21 protein-coding genes are annotated in these 19875 nt (G+C 71.5%); 10 read left to right on the top strand and 11 right to left on the bottom strand.

Going from position 1 to position 19875, the window contains the following annotated elements; translation table 11 throughout:
* The first annotated feature begins 79 nt into the window (after window positions 1–79).
* Window positions 80–1357 (top strand): MFS transporter, encoded by a 1278-nt coding sequence (locus tag JOD64_RS24505; RefSeq protein ID WP_204944381.1) that lies wholly within the window; start codon window positions 80–82, stop codon window positions 1355–1357.
* On the opposite strand, the gene JOD64_RS24500 is transcribed toward JOD64_RS24505, so the two are convergent.
* From JOD64_RS24500 to JOD64_RS24480, 5 genes are read right to left on the bottom strand one after another with little or no spacing between them, the layout of a single operon-like run.
* Window positions 1333–1590, bottom strand: coding sequence for a UBP-type zinc finger domain-containing protein (locus tag JOD64_RS24500; RefSeq protein ID WP_204944380.1), 258 nt, complete (start codon window positions 1588–1590; stop codon window positions 1333–1335). The two genes, JOD64_RS24505 and JOD64_RS24500, sit on opposite strands and share 25 nt — an antisense overlap.
* Window positions 1587–3158, bottom strand: a complete 1572-nt coding sequence (locus JOD64_RS24495; RefSeq protein ID WP_204944379.1) for a Na+/H+ antiporter — start codon at window positions 3156–3158, stop codon at window positions 1587–1589. Before JOD64_RS24495 ends, JOD64_RS24500 begins: the two co-directional genes overlap by 4 nt.
* Before the next feature lie 38 nt (window positions 3159–3196).
* Window positions 3197–4162, bottom strand: a complete 966-nt coding sequence (locus JOD64_RS24490) for a TIGR03885 family FMN-dependent LLM class oxidoreductase (RefSeq protein ID WP_204944378.1) — start codon at window positions 4160–4162, stop codon at window positions 3197–3199.
* A 52-nt stretch (window positions 4163–4214) separates the two neighbouring features.
* Complete coding sequence (locus tag JOD64_RS24485; RefSeq protein ID WP_204944377.1) at window positions 4215–5630, bottom strand: NADP-dependent succinic semialdehyde dehydrogenase; 1416 nt, start codon at window positions 5628–5630, stop codon at window positions 4215–4217.
* A gap of 12 nt (window positions 5631–5642) precedes the next feature.
* On the bottom strand, window positions 5643–5906 hold the full coding sequence (locus JOD64_RS24480; RefSeq protein ID WP_204944376.1) for a DUF6343 family protein: 264 nt from the start codon (window positions 5904–5906) through the stop codon (window positions 5643–5645).
* A 121-nt stretch (window positions 5907–6027) separates the two neighbouring features.
* Between JOD64_RS24480 and JOD64_RS24475 the strand changes: the two genes are divergently transcribed.
* Together JOD64_RS24475 and JOD64_RS24470 are read left to right on the top strand one after the other, a co-directional pair.
* On the top strand, window positions 6028–6609 hold the full coding sequence (locus JOD64_RS24475; protein WP_204944375.1) for an antibiotic biosynthesis monooxygenase: 582 nt from the start codon (window positions 6028–6030) through the stop codon (window positions 6607–6609).
* Window positions 6610–6730: 121 nt separating this feature from the next.
* Window positions 6731–7582, top strand: a complete 852-nt coding sequence (locus JOD64_RS24470) for a GDSL-type esterase/lipase family protein (protein WP_204944374.1) — start codon at window positions 6731–6733, stop codon at window positions 7580–7582.
* Window positions 7583–7600: 18 nt separating this feature from the next.
* Here JOD64_RS24470 and JOD64_RS24465 read toward each other — a convergent pair whose 3' ends face one another.
* The 3 genes from JOD64_RS24465 to JOD64_RS24455 all read right to left on the bottom strand — a co-directional run bounded on the left by JOD64_RS24465 (window position 7601) and on the right by JOD64_RS24455 (window position 9505).
* Window positions 7601–8338, bottom strand: coding sequence for an EcsC family protein (locus JOD64_RS24465; RefSeq protein ID WP_204944373.1), 738 nt, complete (start codon window positions 8336–8338; stop codon window positions 7601–7603).
* A gap of 49 nt (window positions 8339–8387) precedes the next feature.
* A complete protein-coding gene (locus JOD64_RS24460; protein WP_167457721.1) occupies window positions 8388–8534 on the bottom strand; it encodes a hypothetical protein in 147 nt (48 codons plus the stop codon).
* 107 nt (window positions 8535–8641) lie between these two features.
* Window positions 8642–9505 (bottom strand): peptidase M23, encoded by an 864-nt coding sequence (locus tag JOD64_RS24455; protein ID WP_204944372.1) that lies wholly within the window; start codon window positions 9503–9505, stop codon window positions 8642–8644.
* A gap of 420 nt (window positions 9506–9925) precedes the next feature.
* Between JOD64_RS24455 and JOD64_RS24450 the strand changes: the two genes are divergently transcribed.
* From JOD64_RS24450 to JOD64_RS24435, 4 genes are all read left to right on the top strand, one after another.
* A complete protein-coding gene (locus JOD64_RS24450; protein ID WP_204944371.1) occupies window positions 9926–10846 on the top strand; it encodes a proteasome assembly chaperone family protein in 921 nt (306 codons plus the stop codon).
* Window positions 10847–10883: 37 nt separating this feature from the next.
* Complete coding sequence (locus JOD64_RS24445; RefSeq protein ID WP_204944370.1) at window positions 10884–11681, top strand: exodeoxyribonuclease III; 798 nt, start codon at window positions 10884–10886, stop codon at window positions 11679–11681.
* Between the two features lie 47 nt (window positions 11682–11728).
* Window positions 11729–12046, top strand: a complete 318-nt coding sequence (locus JOD64_RS24440) for an antibiotic biosynthesis monooxygenase family protein (protein WP_204944369.1) — start codon at window positions 11729–11731, stop codon at window positions 12044–12046.
* 176 nt (window positions 12047–12222) lie between these two features.
* Window positions 12223–13098, top strand: coding sequence for an alpha/beta fold hydrolase (locus tag JOD64_RS24435; protein WP_204944368.1), 876 nt, complete (start codon window positions 12223–12225; stop codon window positions 13096–13098).
* A 199-nt stretch (window positions 13099–13297) separates the two neighbouring features.
* Here the strand turns inward: JOD64_RS24435 and JOD64_RS24430 are convergent, their stop codons facing one another.
* Both JOD64_RS24430 and JOD64_RS24425 read right to left on the bottom strand, forming a co-directional pair.
* Window positions 13298–14089, bottom strand: coding sequence for a class F sortase (locus JOD64_RS24430; RefSeq protein WP_204944367.1), 792 nt, complete (start codon window positions 14087–14089; stop codon window positions 13298–13300).
* A gap of 130 nt (window positions 14090–14219) precedes the next feature.
* Window positions 14220–14867, bottom strand: a complete 648-nt coding sequence (locus JOD64_RS24425; protein WP_204946230.1) for a hypothetical protein — start codon at window positions 14865–14867, stop codon at window positions 14220–14222.
* A 208-nt stretch (window positions 14868–15075) separates the two neighbouring features.
* Here JOD64_RS24425 and trmB point away from each other — a divergent pair, with 208 nt between their 5' ends.
* Entirely contained in the window at window positions 15076–15705 is a 630-nt protein-coding gene (gene trmB, locus JOD64_RS24420) for a tRNA (guanosine(46)-N7)-methyltransferase TrmB (protein WP_239561647.1), read from the top strand.
* Window positions 15706–15847: 142 nt separating this feature from the next.
* The gene (locus JOD64_RS24415) at window positions 15848–18361 is read left to right on the top strand and encodes a DEAD/DEAH box helicase (protein ID WP_204944365.1); all 2514 of its coding nucleotides are present in this window, start codon (window positions 15848–15850) and stop codon (window positions 18359–18361) included.
* A gap of 9 nt (window positions 18362–18370) precedes the next feature.
* Here the strand turns inward: JOD64_RS24415 and JOD64_RS24410 are convergent, their stop codons facing one another.
* Window positions 18371–19090, bottom strand: coding sequence for an MBL fold metallo-hydrolase (locus tag JOD64_RS24410; protein WP_204944364.1), 720 nt, complete (start codon window positions 19088–19090; stop codon window positions 18371–18373).
* 111 nt (window positions 19091–19201) lie between these two features.
* On the opposite strand from JOD64_RS24410, the gene JOD64_RS24405 reads away from it, so the two are divergent.
* Window positions 19202–19846: a TetR/AcrR family transcriptional regulator gene (locus JOD64_RS24405; RefSeq protein WP_204944363.1), complete on the top strand. Its 645-nt coding sequence runs from the start codon at window positions 19202–19204 to the stop codon at window positions 19844–19846.
* Window positions 19847–19875 lie beyond the last annotated feature (29 nt).

The following is a 19875-nucleotide window of genomic DNA, read 5'->3' as shown; positions in this document are numbered from 1 at the left end:
GGTCGACCAGCCCTCGCCTGTGACGGGCGGCTCACCACCTGGGGCATCGAGTACGCGCGCCCGAACCTAGGGTCGAGGCATGCGTACCGAGGCGACGTTTCCCGGCCGATGGTCGCCGCTGCCGCCGCCCGGTCGGCTGCGCACCCTGTCGCTGGCCACGCTCGCCAACACCGTCGGCCTCGGGCTGTGGGTGACCGGCGCGGCGCTCTACCTCACCCGCGTCGTCGGGCTGAGCCCGACCGAGGTGGGGTTGGGGCTCACCATCGCCGGCCTGGTCGGGCTCACCGCCAGTGTGCCGCTCGGCGGGCTCGCCGATCGACGTGATCCACGGACCCTGCGGGCGGTCCTTCAACTGGCGCAGGCGGTCGTCGCCGCCGCGTACCTGCTGGTTGGCTCGTTCCCCCTGTTCCTGCTGGTGGCCACACTGGACGCGCTGCTGGTCTCCGGCAACCTGGCGGTCCGGGCCGCGTTGGTCGCCGCGGTCGGGGGCCCCGAGGGCCGGGTGCACGCGTTCGCCACCCTGCGCGCGGTGGCCAACCTGGGCGTGGCGGTCGGCGCGGGGCTGGCCGCGTTCGCGCTGGCGGCGGACACCGGGTGGGCGTACCGGTTGCTCCTGGTCGGCAACGTCACGACCTATCTGGTCTCGGCGGCGCTGATCATGCGACTGCCGTCGTTTCCGCCAGTTCGGCGGCCCGTCCGGCCGAAACCCGGTCGGGTGTTACGTGACGGCTGGTTCCTCGCGGTCGCCGGGGCCTCGGCGGTGCTCTCCCTGCACTGGGTGGCGCTGACGCTGGTACTGCCGCTGTGGGTGGTGACCCGCACCGATGCGCCACCGGTGACGGTGTCCGCCGTACTCCTGGTCAACACATTGCTCACCGTGCTGCTCGCGGTACGGCTGAGTCGTGGTGCCCGGCACGCGCTGCCGGCGGCGGCGACGATGCGCCGGGCCGGACTGGTGCTCGCGGCCGGGATGCTGCTCTGGGCTGCGACCAGCGCGGTGCCCACCCCGGCGGCGATCGGCCTGCTGCTGGTCGCGACCGTGATATACACCGTCGGGGACCTGTGGCACGCCGGGGCCGGGGCGGCACTGGCCTACGACCTCGCCGCCCCGGATGCCATCGGCGTCTACCAGGGGGTGGACGGGCTGCTCGCCGGGCTGGCCCGTGCGGCCGGGCCGGCGCTCTTGACCTGGCTGATCCTCGACGGCGGCCCGGTCGGCTGGCTGGTCCTGGCCAGTTTGCTCGCCGTCACCGGTCTGGCCGTGCCACCGCTCACCCGACGTGCCCTGGCCAGCCGCGCCGCCAACCCGTCATCGCGAGGGTCAGCCAGCGGTCAGCCGATCTCCTCGTCGACGTAACACCACCGCCAGGTCTCGCCCGGCTGGACCGAGCGGATCACCGGATGGCCGGTGGACTCGAAGTGCTTCGTCGCGTGCTGCAACGGCGACGAGTCGCAGCAACCGACGTGCCCGCAGCTCAGGCAGCCTCGCAGGTGCACCCAGTCGGGGTTGCCGATGGCGACGCAGTCGGGGCATTCCTCGGTGGTGCTGGGTTGGACCGCACCAGCCTCGGTCAGGTGCTGACAGCTCACTTCTCGACCTCCCGCAGCAACGACTCCTCCAGGTCCAGGTCACGATAGGCCTGCACCAACACCTCCTCGGGGATCCGACCGGAGTCCCGGGCAGCCCGGAACACCTCCCGCTCGGCGTCGATCATCTCTTGTCGTAACCGACCGTACGCCTGCGACGGCGTCTCCCGCTCGGTGCCGCCGAGCCGTTCCCAGGCCAGGTTGTTGCGATCCTCCAGGGCACGGCGCAGCCGGCCCACAACCGCCTCGGGTGCGCTGTCTGCCAGCTTGTCGAGGCGCTCCTGGGCGGCCCGGCTGGCCTGTTGCTGCACCCCGGCCGCCGACAACGCGTCCTGCACCGGGTCGTCCTGGGGCAGCTTCAACCGACGGGCGACCAACGGCAGCGTCGCACCCTGACCAACCAGGGTGACCACGATCACCGCGAAGGCCAGCCAGATGAACAGCGCCCGGGGGTACGACTCGTCCTCGGGCAGGGTCAGCGGCAGGGCCAGCGCCGCGGCCAGAGTCACCACGCCCCGCATCCCGGCCCAGCCGATGATGATCGGGAACTTCGGTGACGGCTGGGCGTCCCGGCGGCGGACCCGGGGAACCAACCGGGCCAGGTAGGTGGCCGGGAAGAGCCAGATGAACCGGGTCAGGAAGACGGTGGCAAGCACCGCGAAGGTGATCAGGATGAGCGAGCCGGCCGGTTCGTCGAGGTCGCGCAGCACCTCCCGCAGTTGGAGCCCGACCAGCAGGAAGACCAACCCCTCCAGCAGGAAACGGACCAGCCGCCAGAACGCGCCGATCTGCAGACGGGACGCTGCCGACAACAGTTGCGGCAGTTTGTGGCCGAGCACCAGACCGGTGACGACCACCGCGACCACCCCGGAGGAGTGCACCGCCTCGGCGGCGAACACCACCGCGAACGGGATGATCAACGACAACGCGTTGTCCAGCACCGGGTCGGTGATCCGCCGATGCAGGAAGCCGAAGACCAGCGCGCCGAGCGCGCCGATCAGGATGCCCCCGCCGGTGGCCCGCAGCACCTCGACGGTCACGTTGACGGCGCCGACCGCCAAGCCGGCGGTGGCCATGGTGGCGACCCGCAGCAACACCAGCGCGGTGGCGTCGTTGACCAGGCTCTCGCCCTCCAGGATGGTGACCACCCGGCGGGGCAGCCCGACCCGGCGCGCGACCGCGGTGGCGGCCACCGCGTCCGGCGGGGCCACCACCGCGCCGAGGGCCAGGCAGATCGCGAACGGCACGTGCGGCAGCAGCAGGTGCAGCACCAACCCGACCACGAACGCGGTGAACAGCACCAGGCCGACCGCGAGCAGCAGGATGGGCCGGATGTTGTTCTTGAACGCCGGCACCGAGGTTTCCAGCGCGGCGACGTAGAGCAGCGGCGGCAGGATGCCGACCAGCACCAACTCCGGGTCGAGCTCGACGTGCGGAATGCCCGGCACGAAGGAGAGCGCCAGGCCCAGGACGACCAGCACGATCGGCGCGAGCAGACCGAGCCGGCGGGCCAGCGCGGCGCCCAGGGTGGCGATCGCCAGGAAGACGACGACCGGAAACAGGCTCTCCATGGGGTACGAGCCTAGGGGTCCGCCGATCCGCTCCTCGATCAGCCGGTGGGCCGCAGCTTCGGCAGCACCTCGGCGCCGAACGCGTCGATGAAGCCGCGCTGCTCCTTCCCGACGTGGTGCAGGGCGATCTGGTCGAAGCCGAGTTCCACGTACTCCTCCAGCCAGCCGACGTGCCGGCCCAGGTCTGCCGAGACGTTCACCACCTCGGCGACCCGCTGCGCCGGCACGTCGGCGGAGACCACGTCGAAGTGCTCGGCGGTCTCCAGGTCCCAGCAGACCGGCGGGGCGAAGACGTTGCTGCGCCACTGGTCGTACGCGAGCGCCTCGGCCTGCGCCTGCTCCGGCGCCCAGGAGACGTGCACCTGCAGGTGCAGCGGCCCGCGCCCGCCGGCGTCCCGGTAGGCGTCGATCATCTCGCGCAGGTGCGCCACGGGGGCGTTCACGGTGATCAACCCATCGGCCCACTCGGCGCACCAGCGGGCGGTCGCCACGCTGACGGCGGCGCCGACCAGCGCGGGCGGCTCCTCGGGGCGGGTCCACAGCCGGGCCCGGTCCACCCGGACCAGGCCGTCGTGGCTGACCTCCTCGCCGGCCAGCAGCGCCCGGATCACGTCGACGCACTCACGCAGCCGGGCGGCGCGTACGTCCTTGCGCGGCCACGGGTCGCCGGTGATGTGCTCGTTGCTGGCCTCGCCGGTGCCCAGCGCCGCCCAGAACCGGCCCGGGTACATCGCGCCTAGGGTGCCGATCGCCTGCGCGATGATCGCCGGGTGGTACCGCTGTCCGGGTGCGTTGACCACGCCGAACGGCATACCGGTGGCCTGCAGCGCCGAGCCCAGCCAGGACCAGGCGAAGCCGGACTCACCCTGGCGGGCACTCCACGGGGAGAAATGGTCAGAGCACATGGCGGCGTCGAAGCCGGCCCGCTCGGCGTGTTTCACCGCCTCCAACAGGGCGCGTGGACCGATCTGCTCATGTGAGGCGTGAAAACCGAACAGCGTCATGGGCACACTTCCTACCCACGACGGCAGCGGCTGACGCGTGCCGCGACCCGAACTACTCCGCGTGCGCGCCCGCGCCGGCCGAGGCGACGCCCTCCCCCACCCAGACCGTCTTGGTGTTGCAGAACTCCCGCATGCCCAGCGCCGACAACTCCCGTCCGTAGCCGGAGTTCTTCACACCGCCGAACGGCAACTCCGGATAGGACGTGGTCATCCCGTTGATGAAGACGTTGCCCGCGTCCAGGTCGGTGGCGAAGCGCTCCTGCTCGGCCGGGTCCCGTGTCCAGGCGTTCGAGCCGAGCCCGAAACTGGTGCCGTTGGCGACCTCGATCGCCTCCTCGTACGACGACACCCGGAACAGTCCGGCGACCGGGCCGAAGACCTCCTCGGCCCACATCCGCATCTGCGGGGTGAGGTCGGTGACGACGCTCGGCGGGTAGAACCAGCCGTCGCCGGTCGGCAACTCTCCTCCGCAGAGCACGGTCGCGCCGTTGTCCACCGCGTCGCGGACCTGGGCGTGCACCTCGTCGCGGCCACGCTCACTGGCCAGCGGCCCGACGTCGGTGTTCGGGTCCATCGGGTCACCGACGCGCAGCGCGGCCATGTTCGCGGCGAACTTCTCGGCGAAGGCGTCGAAGACGTCGGTGTGCACGATGAACCGTTTCGCGGCGATGCAGGACTGGCCGTTGTTCTGACAGCGGGCGGTGGTGGCCACCTCGGCGGCCCGGTCCAGGTCGGCCGAGGGCATCACCACGAAGGGGTCGCTGCCGCCGAGTTCGAGGACGGTCTTCTTCAGCTCACGCCCGGCGATCTGCGCGATGGATCGACCGGCGGGCTCGCTGCCGGTGAGTGTCGCGGCGCGTACGCGCGGGTCGCCGAGGATCCGTTCGACGGCCTCCGAGCCGACCAGCACGGCGGTGAAGGCCCCCTCGGGGAAGCCTGCCCGGCGAAACACGTCCTCCAGCAGCAGCGCGGTCTGCGGCACGTTCGAGGCGTGCTTGAGCAGACCGGTGTTGCCGGCCATCAGGGCCGGTGCGGCGAAGCGCATCACCTGCCAGAGCGGGAAGTTCCACGGCATCACCGCGAGCACGACACCGATCGGCTGGTAGCGGATGAACGCCTGGATCGCCTTCACGGCGGCCGCGTCGGCCGGTTCGTCGGCGAGGAACGCCGGTGCCTTGTCGGCGTAGAAGCGGGCGGCGGTGGCGCACTTGGTCACCTCGGCCTGCGCCGCGACGTACGTCTTGCCCATCTCCGTGGTCATGATCCGGGCGATCTCGTCGCGCTCGGCGTCGAGCAGGTCGGCCGCGGCGTTCATCCACCGGGCCCGCTGGTCGACGGTGGTCTCCCGCAGCTGCCGGTAGGCGAGGTCGGTGCGCTCGATGGCACCGTCGAGTTGCTCGGTGGACATCGCCTCGAAGGTCTTGAGCACCTGTCCGGTGGCGGGGTTGGTGGTGGCGATGTGGGGCATCTCGTCCTCCTGTCACTCGAACAACGAGTGTCGTACGCCCGGCTCCTCGCGGCGGCGGGCGGCGCGGCGGCGCTGGATCACGACCAGGTCGACCACGGCGACCACAGCGAAGATCGCACAGAGTACGCCGAGCCAGGCGATGCCGGCCCAGAACGCCAGCACCGCGAAGATCACCATGATCACCAACCCGAAGCCGGCGAGGGTGAGCCGGAGGTTCAGCGCGCTGTTCGCGTGGCCGACCGTGCCACGGGCGCGCCGGGGTTGCGATCTCGTCATAACTCCGACCTACCCCCGATCGGCGGCGTTAACCGGCACCGGGCGCTCCCACGCTGCGGTGCGCCGGTGTGCTGTGGCACATCCGTTCGCGCCGCGGCCCCGCCGACCGCAGGATGGGCCCATGTCAATGACCCTCGCCGTGCCGGTGACCGTCGCCATCGCCCGCCGTGTCGATCCGGGCCGGGCGAGCGAGATGGTGGCCTGGATGCGGGCCGGCACCGCGCTGGCCGAGGCGTTCCCCGGGTTCCTCGGCGCCGGGTGGGTGCAGAGCGGCCCCGGCTCGGCGGAGTGGCACATGCTCTACCGCTTCGCCGACGCCGAGACGCTGCGCCGATGGGAGGAGTCGCCGCAGCGGCACTGGTGGCTCAGTTCGGCGCAGGGCATCGTCGAGCACACCCGGGTCGAGCGGCGGACCGGGATCGAGGGCTGGTTCGACCCGCCGCTGGAGCACTCGGTGGAGCCGGTTGCGCCCGCGTCGCCGCCGAGGTGGAAGCAGGCGGTGACGATCTGGCTGGCGTTCTTTCCGCTGAGCCTCAGCGCCACCCTGCTGACCAGTCATTTTCTCGCCGCAGTGCCGTTGGCGGCGCGGGTGCTGCTGATGACGCTCTGCCTGACCCCGCTGATGACCTATCTGGTGCTGCCCCGGATCACCCGGGCGCTGCACTGGTGGCTGCACGGCCAACCGGCGCCGTGGCGGGATTAAAGCATCCTTCTGGCGCTGCCACCGACGCTCTGCCGCATACCCGACAGCAACTTCCCGGTAAACCTGGTCCTACGCATAGAGTTACCGCGCTGTCGCTCTGTGCTGCGGAACGGGGGATGTCATGCCTCGACGGTGGGTCACCGCCCTGGCCTGTCTCGCGGCGCTGGTCGCGCTGGCCTGCGAGGGAGGCACCTCCGCGACACCCCGCCCCACCAAGAGCAACCCGCCGTCGAGCGGGCCGGGCGGCATCGCCGCGCTCGGCGACTCGATCAGCACCGGCTTCGCCTCCTGCCTGGTGCTCACCGCCTGCGAGCGCAACTCCTGGTCGACCGGGGACGGCCTGCGGGTGCAGAGCCACTACCGGCGGCTACTCGAACAGAATTCGGCCATCCGCGACCGCACGTACAACCACGCCCGCTCCGGCGCCCGCGCGGACGCCCTGGAGGGTCAGGCCAAGGCAGCGGTACGCGACCGCCCCGACTACGTCACGGTGCTGATCGGCGCCAACGACGTCTGCCGGGGCGGGGTGGACGCGATGACGCCGGTGGCCCAGTTCCGGGCCGACGTGGACCGGGGCCTCCGGGTGTTACGGACCGGCCGACCGAAGGCCCGGGTGCTGGTGGTGAGCATTCCCGACCTGTACCGGCTCTGGGAGGTCGGGCACGACGACGCACGGGCGGTACGCGTGTGGCGACGGGGCATCTGCCCGGCCCTGCTGGCCGAGGCGATCTCGACGGCGCCCGCCGACCGGGCGCGCCGGGCCGCCGTCCGGGACCGGATCGACGCGTACAACGCCGAGTTGGTGGCGGCCTGCCGGGCGTACGGCTCACGCTGCCGGCACGACGGCGGCGCGGTGCACAAGGTCCGGTTCACCCTGGACCTGCTCAACCCGTTGGACTGGTTCCACCCCAACGCCACCGGCCAGGGCCGGATCGCCGAGGTGACCTGGCGCGCCTCCGGCCTGGCCAACTGACCGTCCCGCAGAGGGCCGTCAGGGTTGGCGGGGCTCCGGGACGGCGGTGCCTCGTGCGCGGTAGAGCGCCCGGGAACGTTGCGCGAGGTCCTTCGTAGCCGACGAGTTGGCCCAGGTGCCGAGCACGATGGCCGCGCCCGGGACGATCTTGGCGACGATCCGCTTGGCGGCCCGGACACCGGCCATCTGGGCCAGCCGCACGCCGAGTTGCAGCATCACCCGACCGAGCGGGCGCTGGCCGCCCAGGCCGAAGAGCGCGTCGGCGCGTTCCCGGCCGGCAGCCACGCCGAGCGCCAGTCGGGCGCTCTCGGCGACCTTGTGCACTCGCTGGAGCACCAGCAGGTCGGTGGCCCGGTCACTGTGCAGCGGGTCGACGTCGTACGCGGCGGCGATGTGCAGCACCATCCGTGCCTGGGTCCAGGCCAGCACGCCCACGTCGATCACGGCGCCGGGCAGCCCGGCCGCTCCGGAGACCGCGCCGGACAGACGGGCCAGGTTGATGAACTTACGGGCCGCCTGGTCGGCCAGGACGTCGGCCGACACCCCGGGCTGCTCGGATCGGGCCCGGCCGGCCCACTGCACGGCTTCCGGCCCGAGTCGGCGCACCGCCTCCAGGGCGAGGTGCTCCGGGGCGTACTGCGGGTCGTCGCGCATCCGGTCCCAGAGCCGGGCCGGCGGACCCTCGGGGGCGTCCGTCGGCCCGGCTGGCGGGTTGGCGGACGGTTGGGGAGCGGGGGCGGGTGGGGTGTCGTTCACCGGGTCTCCCCAGGGTGGGAACGGCGGACAGGGTGGCCGATGAAGCGTGTCAGCGGCGGCGGTTGGACAGCCGGGCCGCCAACCCCTTGAGCTTCTGCTGGTTGCCGGGCTTGGCCATCTCCCGACGACCTCGCTCGACCAGCTGCTGCCCCTTTGGTGATCTCAGGAACGTGGTGATTCGCTGCATCAGTGACATGGCGTCCTCCTGTCGATGATCCCTCTGTTCATGTGTACCCCGAACCCGCAACACATGTACCCGGGATGCGACAGCCTCAACCCTGACCGTCCATAGTGGGCGGTACGTTACCGCCCCGCCGGCACGATGGCGTCGACGACCCTGGTGGCCCGCCACTCGTGCTGCTGGTAGTACTCGGGGTACGCGGAGACCTGCACCGCCTGGGCGGCGTCGGTGAGCCGCATGTGTTCCCAACCGGGCACCTTCTCCAGCGCGCTGAGGAACTGCCGCGTGGCGAACTCCGGGTCCATCAACCGACCCACCGGGCCCCAGCCGCTGCTGGAACGCTGCTGGAACAACCCGACGGAGTCGTGGTCCCAGCCGACGCCCTGGTGCGGGTAGTCCTGTGACTCGGGCAGCACGCCACTGGCCACGTTGTAGAGGTTGCTCTCCTGCATGGCGGTGGCGACCGCGATCACCAGGCCGCGGCGGGGCACCCCCATCTTGCGGCCCGCGCGGACGATCGCCTCGGCGTTCTCCATCTGGTCCTCGTCCAGCCCGGCGACGGGCGCCGGGTCGGTCGGGCGGGCCGGGGCGGCCTTGCGGGCCGCCGCAGTGGTGTCCGGGTCGCCGGGGGTCGCCGGAGCCGACGGGGCGGCAGCGGACATGGTCGGGGCAGCGGCACGATCGAGACCACGGGAGGCGGCGCTCTGCTGCTCGGCGCGCTGCGCCAGCTCGGAGCTGGCGAGCGGGCCACCTCGGTTCGCCGCACCGGGCTTCTCGTCGCAGACCTGCGCGACGGCGGCCAGACCGAGGCAGCAGACCACACCGGTGGCCAGCGCCAGGTGGGCCCGGCGTCGACCGGTCAGGTCCCGGACGTACGCCCGGAGCCGACTCGCGGCGGTTGTCCGTTCGGCTGAGGTGCCATCCTCCGTATCGGCGGTCGGGCTGCTCGGGGCATACGGGTCGTCGAGGGTGCCGTCGTCACGCATCAACCGAGGCTAGGCAGGGGCAAACCCTGATCACGCACGGTGATCACGTGGCGCTCGCCACAGATCGGGCCCATGCTGGTGGACGACCTGGGCCGGTCGACGCACCCGAGGAACGTACCTCGCGTACCGGATCAAGCTGGCGTCGCACGCGGACCGGGACGGACGCCGACAACGAAGGGCATTTGTCCACCAGCCATCACATGATCGACAAACTCGGCCTTTAGGCTGACTCGACCCTCCGCCGACTGGTGGACCGGACCGGCCTGGCGGCGCAATCGGGTGATTGGTCCGGTCACACCCATCCCCCGGGCGACGGATCGCCCGACGCAGGAATGCACCAGGATGGCGGGTACGTTGCCCGAACGGGTGCCCTCCGTCGCGACGGCACCCGGCAGGCACATTTCAGGGAGGTCCGCACCGGTGCTCGACCCACACGAGCTCTACCAGCTCACCGAAGATCTGCCCGACCTCGGGCAACCGGTCCTGATCCAGGCCCTCACCGGGTTCGTGGACGCCGGCAACGCCAGCCGGCTGGCGCGCGAGCAGCTGCTCACCTCGCTGGAGGGACGGCCGATCGCCACCTTCGACGTCGACCAGCTCTTCGACTACCGGTCACGACGACCGGTGATGACCTTCGTCGAGGACCACTGGGAGAGCGTCGACGCGCCCAAGCTGGAGCTGCACCTCCTACAGGACGACGACGAAACCTCGTTCCTGCTGCTCACCGGCCCCGAGCCGGACCTGCAGTGGGAGCGATTCGTGGCCGCCGTCGCCGGGCTGGCCGCCCGCCTGGACGTTCGGCTCACCGTGGGGCTCAACTCGATCCCGATGGCGGTGCCGCACACCCGGCCGACCGGGGTGACCGCGCACGCGACCCGTCCCGAACTGATCGGCGGGTACGAGCCCTGGCTGCAACGCGTCCAGGTGCCCGGAAGCGTCGGTCACCTGTTGGAGTTCCGCCTCGGCGAGCAGGGCCGCGACGCGCTGGGCTTCGCCGCCCACGTGCCGCACTACGTGGCGCAGACCGAGTACCCGGCCGCCGCCGAGGTGCTGCTCAGCTCGGTGTCACGCAGCACCGGGCTGCTGTTGCCCGGCGACGGGCTGCGCTCGGCCGCCGAGGTGGTGCGGGTGGAGATCGACCGCCAGGTCGCCCAGACCGAGGACGCCGCAGCCCTGGTCCAGGCCCTGGAGGAGCAGTACGACGCGTTCGCCCGAGGTCGGGGCGAGAAGAGTCTGCTCGCCCCGGACGCCGGGCCGCTGCCCACGGCCGACGAACTCGGCGCGGAGCTGGAGCGGTTCCTGGCCGAACAGACGCGACCCGGCGACACCCCGGGCAGCTGACCGGGCGTACCGGGGACGGATGCGGCAGGCTGGGGGCATGCGCCTGGCGACCTGGAACGTCAACTCGGTGAAGGCCCGCCTCCCCCGACTGCTGGAGTGGCTGGCCGACACCGGGCCGGACGTCGTCTGCCTGCAAGAGACGAAATGCCCGGACGGCGCCTTCCCGGTGAGCGAGGTGGGCGCGCTGGGCTACACCGTGGCCAGCCACAGCGACGGCCGGTGGAACGGCGTCGCCATCCTGTCCCGGGTCGGGCTGGACGACGTCCGGGTCGGGTTCGCGGGGGAGCCCGGCTTCCCCGACCCGGAGGCCCGCGCCATCTCCGCCACCTGCGGCGGGGTGCGGGTCTGGTCGGTGTACGTGCCCAACGGGCGGACGCCGGAAGACCCGCACTACGCGTACAAGTTGGCCTGGTTCGCAGCGCTGCGCGACGCGTTGGACGCGGAGCTGGCCGGCGGAATCCCGCTGGCGGTCTGCGGCGACTTCAACGTCGCCCCGACCGACGCCGACGTCTGGGACCCGGCGGTCTTCACCCACTCCACGCACGTCACCCCCGCCGAGCGGGCGGCCCTCGCCGCGCTGCGCGACCTGGGCCTCAGCGACGTCGTACCCACCCCGATGAAGGGGCCACACCCCTTCACCTACTGGGACTACCGGGCCGGGATGTTCCACCAGAACAAGGGCATGCGAATCGACCTGGTGTACGCGTCCGCGCCGTTCGCTCGGACGGTCAAGTCGGCGTACGTGGACCGGGAGGCCCGTAAGGGCAAAGGCCCCTCCGACCATGCGCCGATCGTGGTCGACGCGGAACTGGTGCCGGTGGTCGAGGCGTTCTGAACCCGCTCTGTCGTTCTGGTGCGGTGCAGGGTGGCTAGGGTGGGCAGATGGCAGTCGTGAAGATCAACGCAATCGAGGTCCCACCCGGCAGCGGCGCGGAGTTGGAGAAGCGGTTCGCCGCCCGAGCCGGCACGGTGGAAAACTCCCCCGGCTTCCTCGGCTTCGAACTGCTCCGTCCGGTGGCCGGAGAGACCCGCTACTTCGTGTACACGAAGTGGGAGAGCGAGGAGGCGTACCAGGCGTGGGCCGCCGGCCCGTCGCGCGCGGCCCACGCGACCGCCCCCGGCGAGAAGCCACGTCCCCCGGTCTCCAGCGGTGCCAGCCTCCTGGAGTTCGAGGTGGCGCTGCACGTGCCCCAGCCCTAGCCGGTGTCTCCAGGGTCGAGGATCCCGCACCGCGGCCAATGGCGGGAATCGGTTCAATCCCGACTTCTCCGCTGATAGCTTCGGGATGGCCAGTGCGGTAGCCGGCCACCGGTCGCCCCTGCCGTGACGAGCCGTGGCACCGGCCGTCCCGGGGCGTTGCGAGGGGATTTCCGGCCATGTTCGACGGGTTCGAGGAATTCGACATCGACACCTCCGGCGCGACGATCCACGGACGCCGCGGCGGAAGCGGGCCTCCCGTTCTGCTCCTGCACGGCATCCCCGAGACGCATCTCATGTGGCATCACATCGCGCCACAGCTTGCCGAGAACTTCACAGTCGTCGCCACCGACCTGCGCGGCTGGGGCGACAGCGGCACACCGCCGAGCACCGCGGATCACGAGCCGTACAGCATGCGAGCCATCGCCCGCGACCAGGTCGAGGTGATGCGGAGTCTGGGCCACGAGCAGTTCCGACTCGTCGGCCACGACCGCGGAGCCCGCTGCGCGTACCGTCTCGCGCTGGACGAACCCGACGCTGTCACCCGGCTCGCCGTCATGGACGTCGTTCCCATCGGCGACGTCTACAACCGCGCCGACAAGACGTTCAGCCTCTCCTACTGGGTCTGGTCCTTCCTGGCGGCGCCGGCGCCGGTGCCCGAACGGTTCATCGACGCGGCTCCCGCGGTGCTCGTCGACTTCATGCTCGACACCTGGCCCGAGGTGAAGGACGCCTTCCCGCCCGAGGTGCGGGCGGCGTACGTCAGGCAGTTCAGCGACCCCGCGACGGTCCACGCGATCTGCGAGGAGTTCCGCGCGGCCGCGACGTTGGACTACCAGCAGGACGAGGCGGATCGAGGTCACCGGAAGATCGCCTGCCCGGTGCTGTTCCTCTGGAGTCAACACGGCCAGGTCGCGAAGCTCTACGACGACCCGCTCGCGATCTGGCGGGAGTGGGCCGATGACGTGCGCGGCGAGCCGGTCCCGGTGGGGCACTTCATTCCGGAAGAGGCGCCGGAGCAGACCCTCCGGCAACTCCTGGACTTCCTGAGCTGACGCCGGGCCTGCGGACTCCGCCGGTTGATCCACTCCAGATCGGCGACATCGGGGTGTCCGAGTCGGCGGGACACCCCCACATCGCCGACACCGTGTGGATCATGCGGGGTCGACGGTCGGGCGGGGTCGACGGTCGGGCGGGCTCGACGGCCGGGCGGGCTCGACGGCCGGGCGGGCTCGACGGCCGGGCGTGGTCGCGTCAGGGTTTGCGGGAGGACTGCAGGGTGGCGAAGGCGATGACGTTGTCGGCGTAGCCGGTGCGGCCACCGATGAACTGCCCGCCGCAGGTGATCAGCCGCAGCCCGGGCGGCCCGTCGTGGCCGTAGATCCGCTCGGCGGGTAGTTGGTCCTTCGGGAAGTGCTCGACGGTGTCGACCCGGAACACCACCACCGACTCGTCCGCCCGGGCCACTTCGATCAGGTCGCCGGGGTGCAGCTTGCCCAGGTCGTAGAAGACCGACGGGCCGGTCTTGGTGTCCACGTGCCCGACGATCACCGCCGGGCCAGGCTCACCCGGCGTCGGCCCACGGTCATACCAGCCGGTCTCGTTGTGCCGTTCCAGCGGCGGTACGGCGATCGAGCCGTCCCGTGCCTGCCCGACGGGCGCCACCGGCGCGCTGACCTTGATCGCCGGGACCGAGAGGCGCACCGGCCGGCTCGCCGACAACCCGACCGACTCGCTGCGGGCCGGCCGGTCACCGCCGGCCGGGGCCAGGTCGAACGGGCCGACCGAGCGACCCAGCCCCGCCCCGGTCGCGAAGACCCCGGCCAGCACCAGCACCACGGCCAGCGGCACCGACCAGGGGCTGCGGCCGGGCGGACGGCTACGCCGAGGCGTCACGGCGGTCGGCGGGCGAGCAGCCACCGCCGGGCGCTCGGAGACCCGCGGCCGGTCGTCCGGCGACCAGCGGTCGTCCGCCGGTGGGCGGTCGTCCGGCGACCAGCGGTCGTCCGCCGGCGGGCGGTCGTCCGGCGACCAGCGGTCGTCCATCCGTGGGCGATCGGAGACCGGCGGGCGGGCACCAGCGGGCGGGCGAGCACCAGGCGGAGGCGAGGAGCGGGACGGGCGGGGCTGGCGGGAACCGGCCGGCGGCGACGGGCGGAAGATCTCCATGACGGGTTCAGTGCCGCGCAGCGCCACGGACGGGACGTGGCCGGCGCAGCGCCACCACGGCGACGATCAACCCGGTGATGGTCAGCGCCGCGCCGCCGGGCAGCAGCAGGTTGTCGGTCATCCCGCCGGCGCCCCCACCGAAGCCGGTGGCCGGACCACGACTGGGCTGGGCCGGGATCTTCTTGACCACCTGGAGCATGGTTGACGCGGTCTCGCCGTCGCGGCACTCCAGCTTGACCCGGTAATTGCCGGGACGCGTGCGTTCGCGCACCATCGGCGCGGCGGTGAGCACCCCGCGCTGCGGCTGCACCCCGACCGCGCCGAAAGCGTCGGAGACGACGGTGGCGCCCACCAAGTTGTCCCGACAACTGGCCCGGATCCCGACCAGATAGCCGGGCTGCACCGTGCTGGGGCTCACCTCGACGAAGACGTCCACGGGCGGCGCCGGTTGGGGCGCCGTGCCACCGGGGGGACCTTCGGGCTGCGGCGCGGGCGCGGCAACGACGTGCTCAAGGGTGCCGGGCGTCGAACGCACGACACCGCCGGATGGCAACGCTGCCACCGGCGCGGCAAACGCGGGGGCGGCGGCCAGCAGGGGAACGGTGAGCATGGTCACCACCGACAGGATCACGCCGCTGCGGGTCACTGTCACGATGCCCCCTCTCGACGCCGTGCGGCCGAGTCGGGCAGTGGAGCAACCGACCTGCCGTACCAGTTGGATCCTCTCATTTCCGGTCGCACATCACATCCGATTCGCTGGCGGCGTCGCGTACGCTCGGGTCGCTGTGACCGCCATCGACCATGACCCCGCCGTCCCGCCCGCGAGCTGGACGATCCGCACGTTCCACCCCCGACGGGGTCGGATGAGCGACCGGCAGACCGACGCGCTGAACCGGCTCTGGCCCGCGTACGGCCTGGATGTGCCGGACGGACCGGTCGTGCCCGTCGACCTGGCCGACCTGTTCGGTCGCCGGGCGCCGGTGGTGTTGGAGATCGGTTCGGGCATGGGCGACAGCACCGCGGCGATGGCTGCTGCCGACCCGGATCGAGATTATCTGGCGGTCGAGGTGCACACGCCGGGAATCGCCAACCTGCTCGACCTGGTGGACCGGCACGGCCTGAGGAATGTGCGGGTGGGCCAGGGCGACGCGTTGTCCCTGGTCAGCGGCTTGCCCGAAGATTCGCTGGACGCTGTGCACGTGTTCTTTCCAGACCCGTGGCCGAAGGCCCGGCACCACAAGCGGCGGATCATCCAGCCGGGGCACGTGGCGCTGCTGCGGTCCCGGTTGCGGCCCGGCGGCACGCTGCACTGCGCGACCGACTGGGCCGAGTACGCCGAGGCGATGCGGGAGACCCTGGAGGCGGACCCGGGGCTGGTGGACGCGTACGGCGGCTTCGCGCCGCGTCCGGCGCACCGCCCGGTGACGAAGTTCGAGCGGCGGGCGATCACGGCCGGCCGTCCGGTCGTCGACCTGCTCTACCGCCGACGGTGACCAGCGCGGCGTCCGGGACACCCGGACAGCGGTCCGGCGGGGCGTCCGGTCCGGCCGGATGGCGGTCCGGGACACCCGATCGGGAGTCCGGCGGCGGCCGGGTTGGCGCGCGGGGGCATGATCCAGGCACCATGGACAGGCTATGACGCTCACCGCCGCGCTGCCGACAAGCGCCGACCCCGACACCCTCTTCGACGCGTTCGCCAGTTGGGCGAAGGAGCGCGGCCTCGACCTCTACCCCCATCAGGAGGAGGCGGTCATCGAGATCGTCTCCGGCGCCAACCTGATCATGAACACACCCACCGGCTCGGGTAAGAGCCTGGTGGCGATCGCCGCGCACTTCGCGGCCCTCGCAGACAGCCGGACGACCTTCTACACCGCGCCGATCAAGGCGCTGGTGTCGGAGAAGTTCTTCGCTCTCTGCGAGGTCTTCGGCGCCGAGAACGTCGGCATGCTCACCGGTGACGCCAGCGTCAACGCCGATGCCCCGATCATCTGCTGCACCGCGGAGATCCTGGCCAACCTGGCGCTGCGCGAGGGCGCGAAGGCCGACGTCGGTCAGGTGGTCATGGACGAGTTCCACTTCTACGCCGAACCCGACCGGGGTTGGGCCTGGCAGGTGCCGATCATCGAGCTGCCGCAGGCCCAGTTCATCCTGATGTCCGCCACCCTGGGGGACACGACCCGGTTCGTCGACGACCTGACCCGGCGTACCGGGCGGCCGACCGCCGTCGTGCGCTCGGCGGAGCGGCCGGTTCCGCTGATCTTCTCGTACGCGATGACGCCGATGCACGAGACGCTCGAGGAACTGCTGGAGACCAAGCAGGCCCCGGTGTACGTGGTGCACTTCACCCAGGCCGCCGCGCTGGAACGCGCCCAGGCGCTGATGAGCGTCAACGTCTCCAGCCGCGCCGAGAAGGACATGATCGCCGAGGCGATCGGTGGTTTCCGGTTCACGTCCGGCTTCGGCAAGACGCTGTCCCGGCTGGTCCGGCACGGCATCGGCGTGCACCACGCCGGCATGCTGCCCAAGTACCGCCGACTGGTCGAAACCCTCGCCCAGGCCGGCCTCCTGAAGGTCATCTGCGGCACCGACACCCTCGGCGTCGGCATCAACGTGCCGATCCGCACCGTGCTGTTCACCGGCCTGTCCAAGTACGACGGGGTCCGTACCCGGCTGCTCAAGAACCGGGAGTTCCACCAGATCGCCGGGCGGGCCGGGCGGGCCGGTTACGACACCATCGGTCGGGTCGTGGTGCAGGCCCCCGAGCACGTCATCGACAACGAGAAGGCCCTCGCCAAGGCCGGCGACGACCCGAAGAAGCGCCGCAAGGTGGTCCGCAAGAAGCCGCCGGAGGGTTCGATCGGCTGGGGCCAGCCCACCTTCGACCGGTTGGTCGATGCCGAGCCGGAGCCGCTGACCTCCAGCTTCCAGGTCAGCCACTCGATGCTGCTCAACGTCATCGGCCGGCCCGGTGACGCCTTCACCGCGATGCGGCATCTGCTCACCGACAACCACGAGGAGCCCGCTGCCCAGCGCCGGCACATCCGCCGGGCCATCGCCATCTACCGGGCGCTGCGCGCCGGCGGGGTGGTCGAGGAGCTGCCCGAGCCGGACGAGACCGGCCGACGGATCCGGCTCACCGTCGACCTCCAGCTCGACTTCGCCCTCAACCAGCCGCTCTCGCCTCTGGCCCTGGCCACGATCGAGCTGCTCGACGCGGAGTCCCCGTCGTACGCGCTCGACGTGCTGAGCGTGGTCGAGTCGATCCTCGACGACCCCCGGCAAATCCTGTCCGCGCAGCAGTTCAAGGCGCGCGGCGAGGCGGTCGCCGCGATGAAGGCAGAGGGCATCGAGTACGAGGCACGCCTCGAACTGCTCGACGAGGTGACCCACCCGAAGCCCCTCGCGGAGTTGTTGGAGGCCGCGTACGAGATGTACCGGCAGGGCCACCCCTGGGTCGCCGACCACCAGCTCTCCCCCAAGGCCGTCGTCCGCGACATGTACGAGCGGGCCATGACCTTCACCGAGTACGTGCAGTTCTACGGACTGACCCGCTCGGAGGGCCTCGTCCTGCGCTACCTGGCCGACGCGTACAAGACGCTGCGGCAGACCGTGCCCGAGGACGCCAAGACCGAGGAGCTGATCGACCTCATCGAGTGGCTGGGTGAGCTGGTCCGCCAGGTCGATTCCAGCCTCATCGACGAGTGGGAGCGGCTGCGCAACCCGTCCGACGTGGCCGAGGTCGCCCAGGCGCACGCCGCCCTGACCGACCGGCCGCCCGCGGTGACCCGCAACGCGCGGGCTTTCCGGGTCCTGGTGCGCAACGCGCTGTTCCGCCGAGTGGAGCTGGCCGCGCTGCGCCGCTGGGACCTGCTCGCCGAGTTGGACGCCGAGGACGGCTGGGACTACGACGCGTGGGCCGACGCCTTGACGCCGTACTTCGAGGAGTACGACTCGATCGGCGTCGGGCCGGACGCCCGCGGGCCGGCACTGCTCATGATCGAGCAGGGACGGGAGCGGTGGACCGTCCGGCAGAGCTTCGACGACCCCAACGGCGACCACGACTGGGGCATCAGCGCCGAGATCGACCTGGTGGCCTCCGACGAGGTCGGCGCCGCGGTCGTCCGGATCACGGACGTCGGCCAGCTCTGACGCCCGCCATCACCCAACCTGGGCGGCAGCCTTGATCCGGCGCACCGCCTCAGCGGCACCCTCGTTCCAGGGGGTGCCGTGGCCGGGGAGGATCCACGTCGCCCGCAGGTCCTCGATGCGGGCCAGCGAGGCGAGTGCCAGGGCCTGGTCGTCGGTGAACGGCGCCGGCTGCGGGCCCGACCGGCCGGTCAGCACGTGTCGGGTGGTGAGCGCGTCGCCGACGAACACGGCGTCGGCGATCGGCACGTGCACGGCGATACTGCCCGGCGAGTGGCCGGGCATCCCGATGACGCGCGGAGCGCCGGGCAGGTCGAGCACCTGACCGTCCCGCACGGTGATCACCTCGCTGAGGTAGGTCGTGCGCAGCCCACCCTTGCGGCTCGCGTACATCAAGAAGCTGGCAACGGCACCCACCTTGAAGGTCCCGAAGGGCGCCTTGGACTTGACCTCGCCGCGGGCTCGGGCGGCGTCCGCCTCGTGCACGTAGACCGGTACGCCGTGGTCGCGCCGGAGCCGCTCGGCGAAGCCGATGTGGTCGGTGTCGCCGTGGGTGAGGATCAGACCTCGGACGTCGGCGAGCGAGCGACCCATGGCGGACAGCTCCGCCAGCAGCTCCGGCCAGTGACCGGCGAGGCCGGCGTCCACGACGGTCACGCCCTCGTCGGTCTCGACGAGGTACGCGGCGACGATGTCGTTGCCGATGCGGTGCAGGTGCGGCCCGAGCTTCATGGCTTCCTCCGAGGTGATGTCGTTCTCTGATAGCTACGATACATAGCCATGATGCCTAAGGACCATAGCTATGATGGGTGACGAACGTCGCCACCCCGGAAGGAACGCCGCATGCCGACTCCAGACCGGACGTCCCTCGCCGACATCGTCGCGGCCGCCCGCCAGATCCTGGAGTCCGAAGGGCTTCCGGGCCTGACCATGCAGGCGGTCGCCCAGCGGGTCGGCGTCCGCGCCCCCTCGCTGTACAAACGGGTCCGCAACCGCGACGACCTCATCCGGCTCGTCACCGAAGCAGCCGTGCACGACCTCGGCGAGCAGCTCAGCGCCGTAGCCGGCAGCGGCGATCCGGGCCGAGACCTCGCCGAGCTGGCTCACGCCTTCCGCGCGTTCGCCCACGCCCAACCTGCGGGCTACCACCTGATCTTCGCCACCGGCCCCGCAGACACCAGGCCCAGCCTCGACCTCCTCACCCGAGCGAGCGCCCCCGCCCTGCGCCTCGCCGCGGAACTCGCCGGCCCCGAGCACGCCCTGTCGGCCGCGCGCATGCTCACCGCCTGGGCAAACGGCTTCATCAGCATGGAACTGGCGGGCGCCTTCAACCTCGGCGGCGACCTCGACGAGGCCTTCGCGTTCGGCATCGACCGCCTGACCGCCGCCCTGACGACCCTGGACCCGCCCCGACCGTCGCCCGACACCGGCCGTACGCCTCGGACGACACCGCCGAGGCGCGGACGACAACCTCGACCCACGGAGTGAGTGCCGGCCGAGTGAATGCCGGCCGAGTG

This window comes from Micromonospora luteifusca, assembly GCF_016907275.1.
GTDB lineage: Bacteria > Actinomycetota > Actinomycetes > Mycobacteriales > Micromonosporaceae > Micromonospora > Micromonospora luteifusca.
This window is presented reverse-complemented; position numbering and strand designations above follow the sequence as displayed.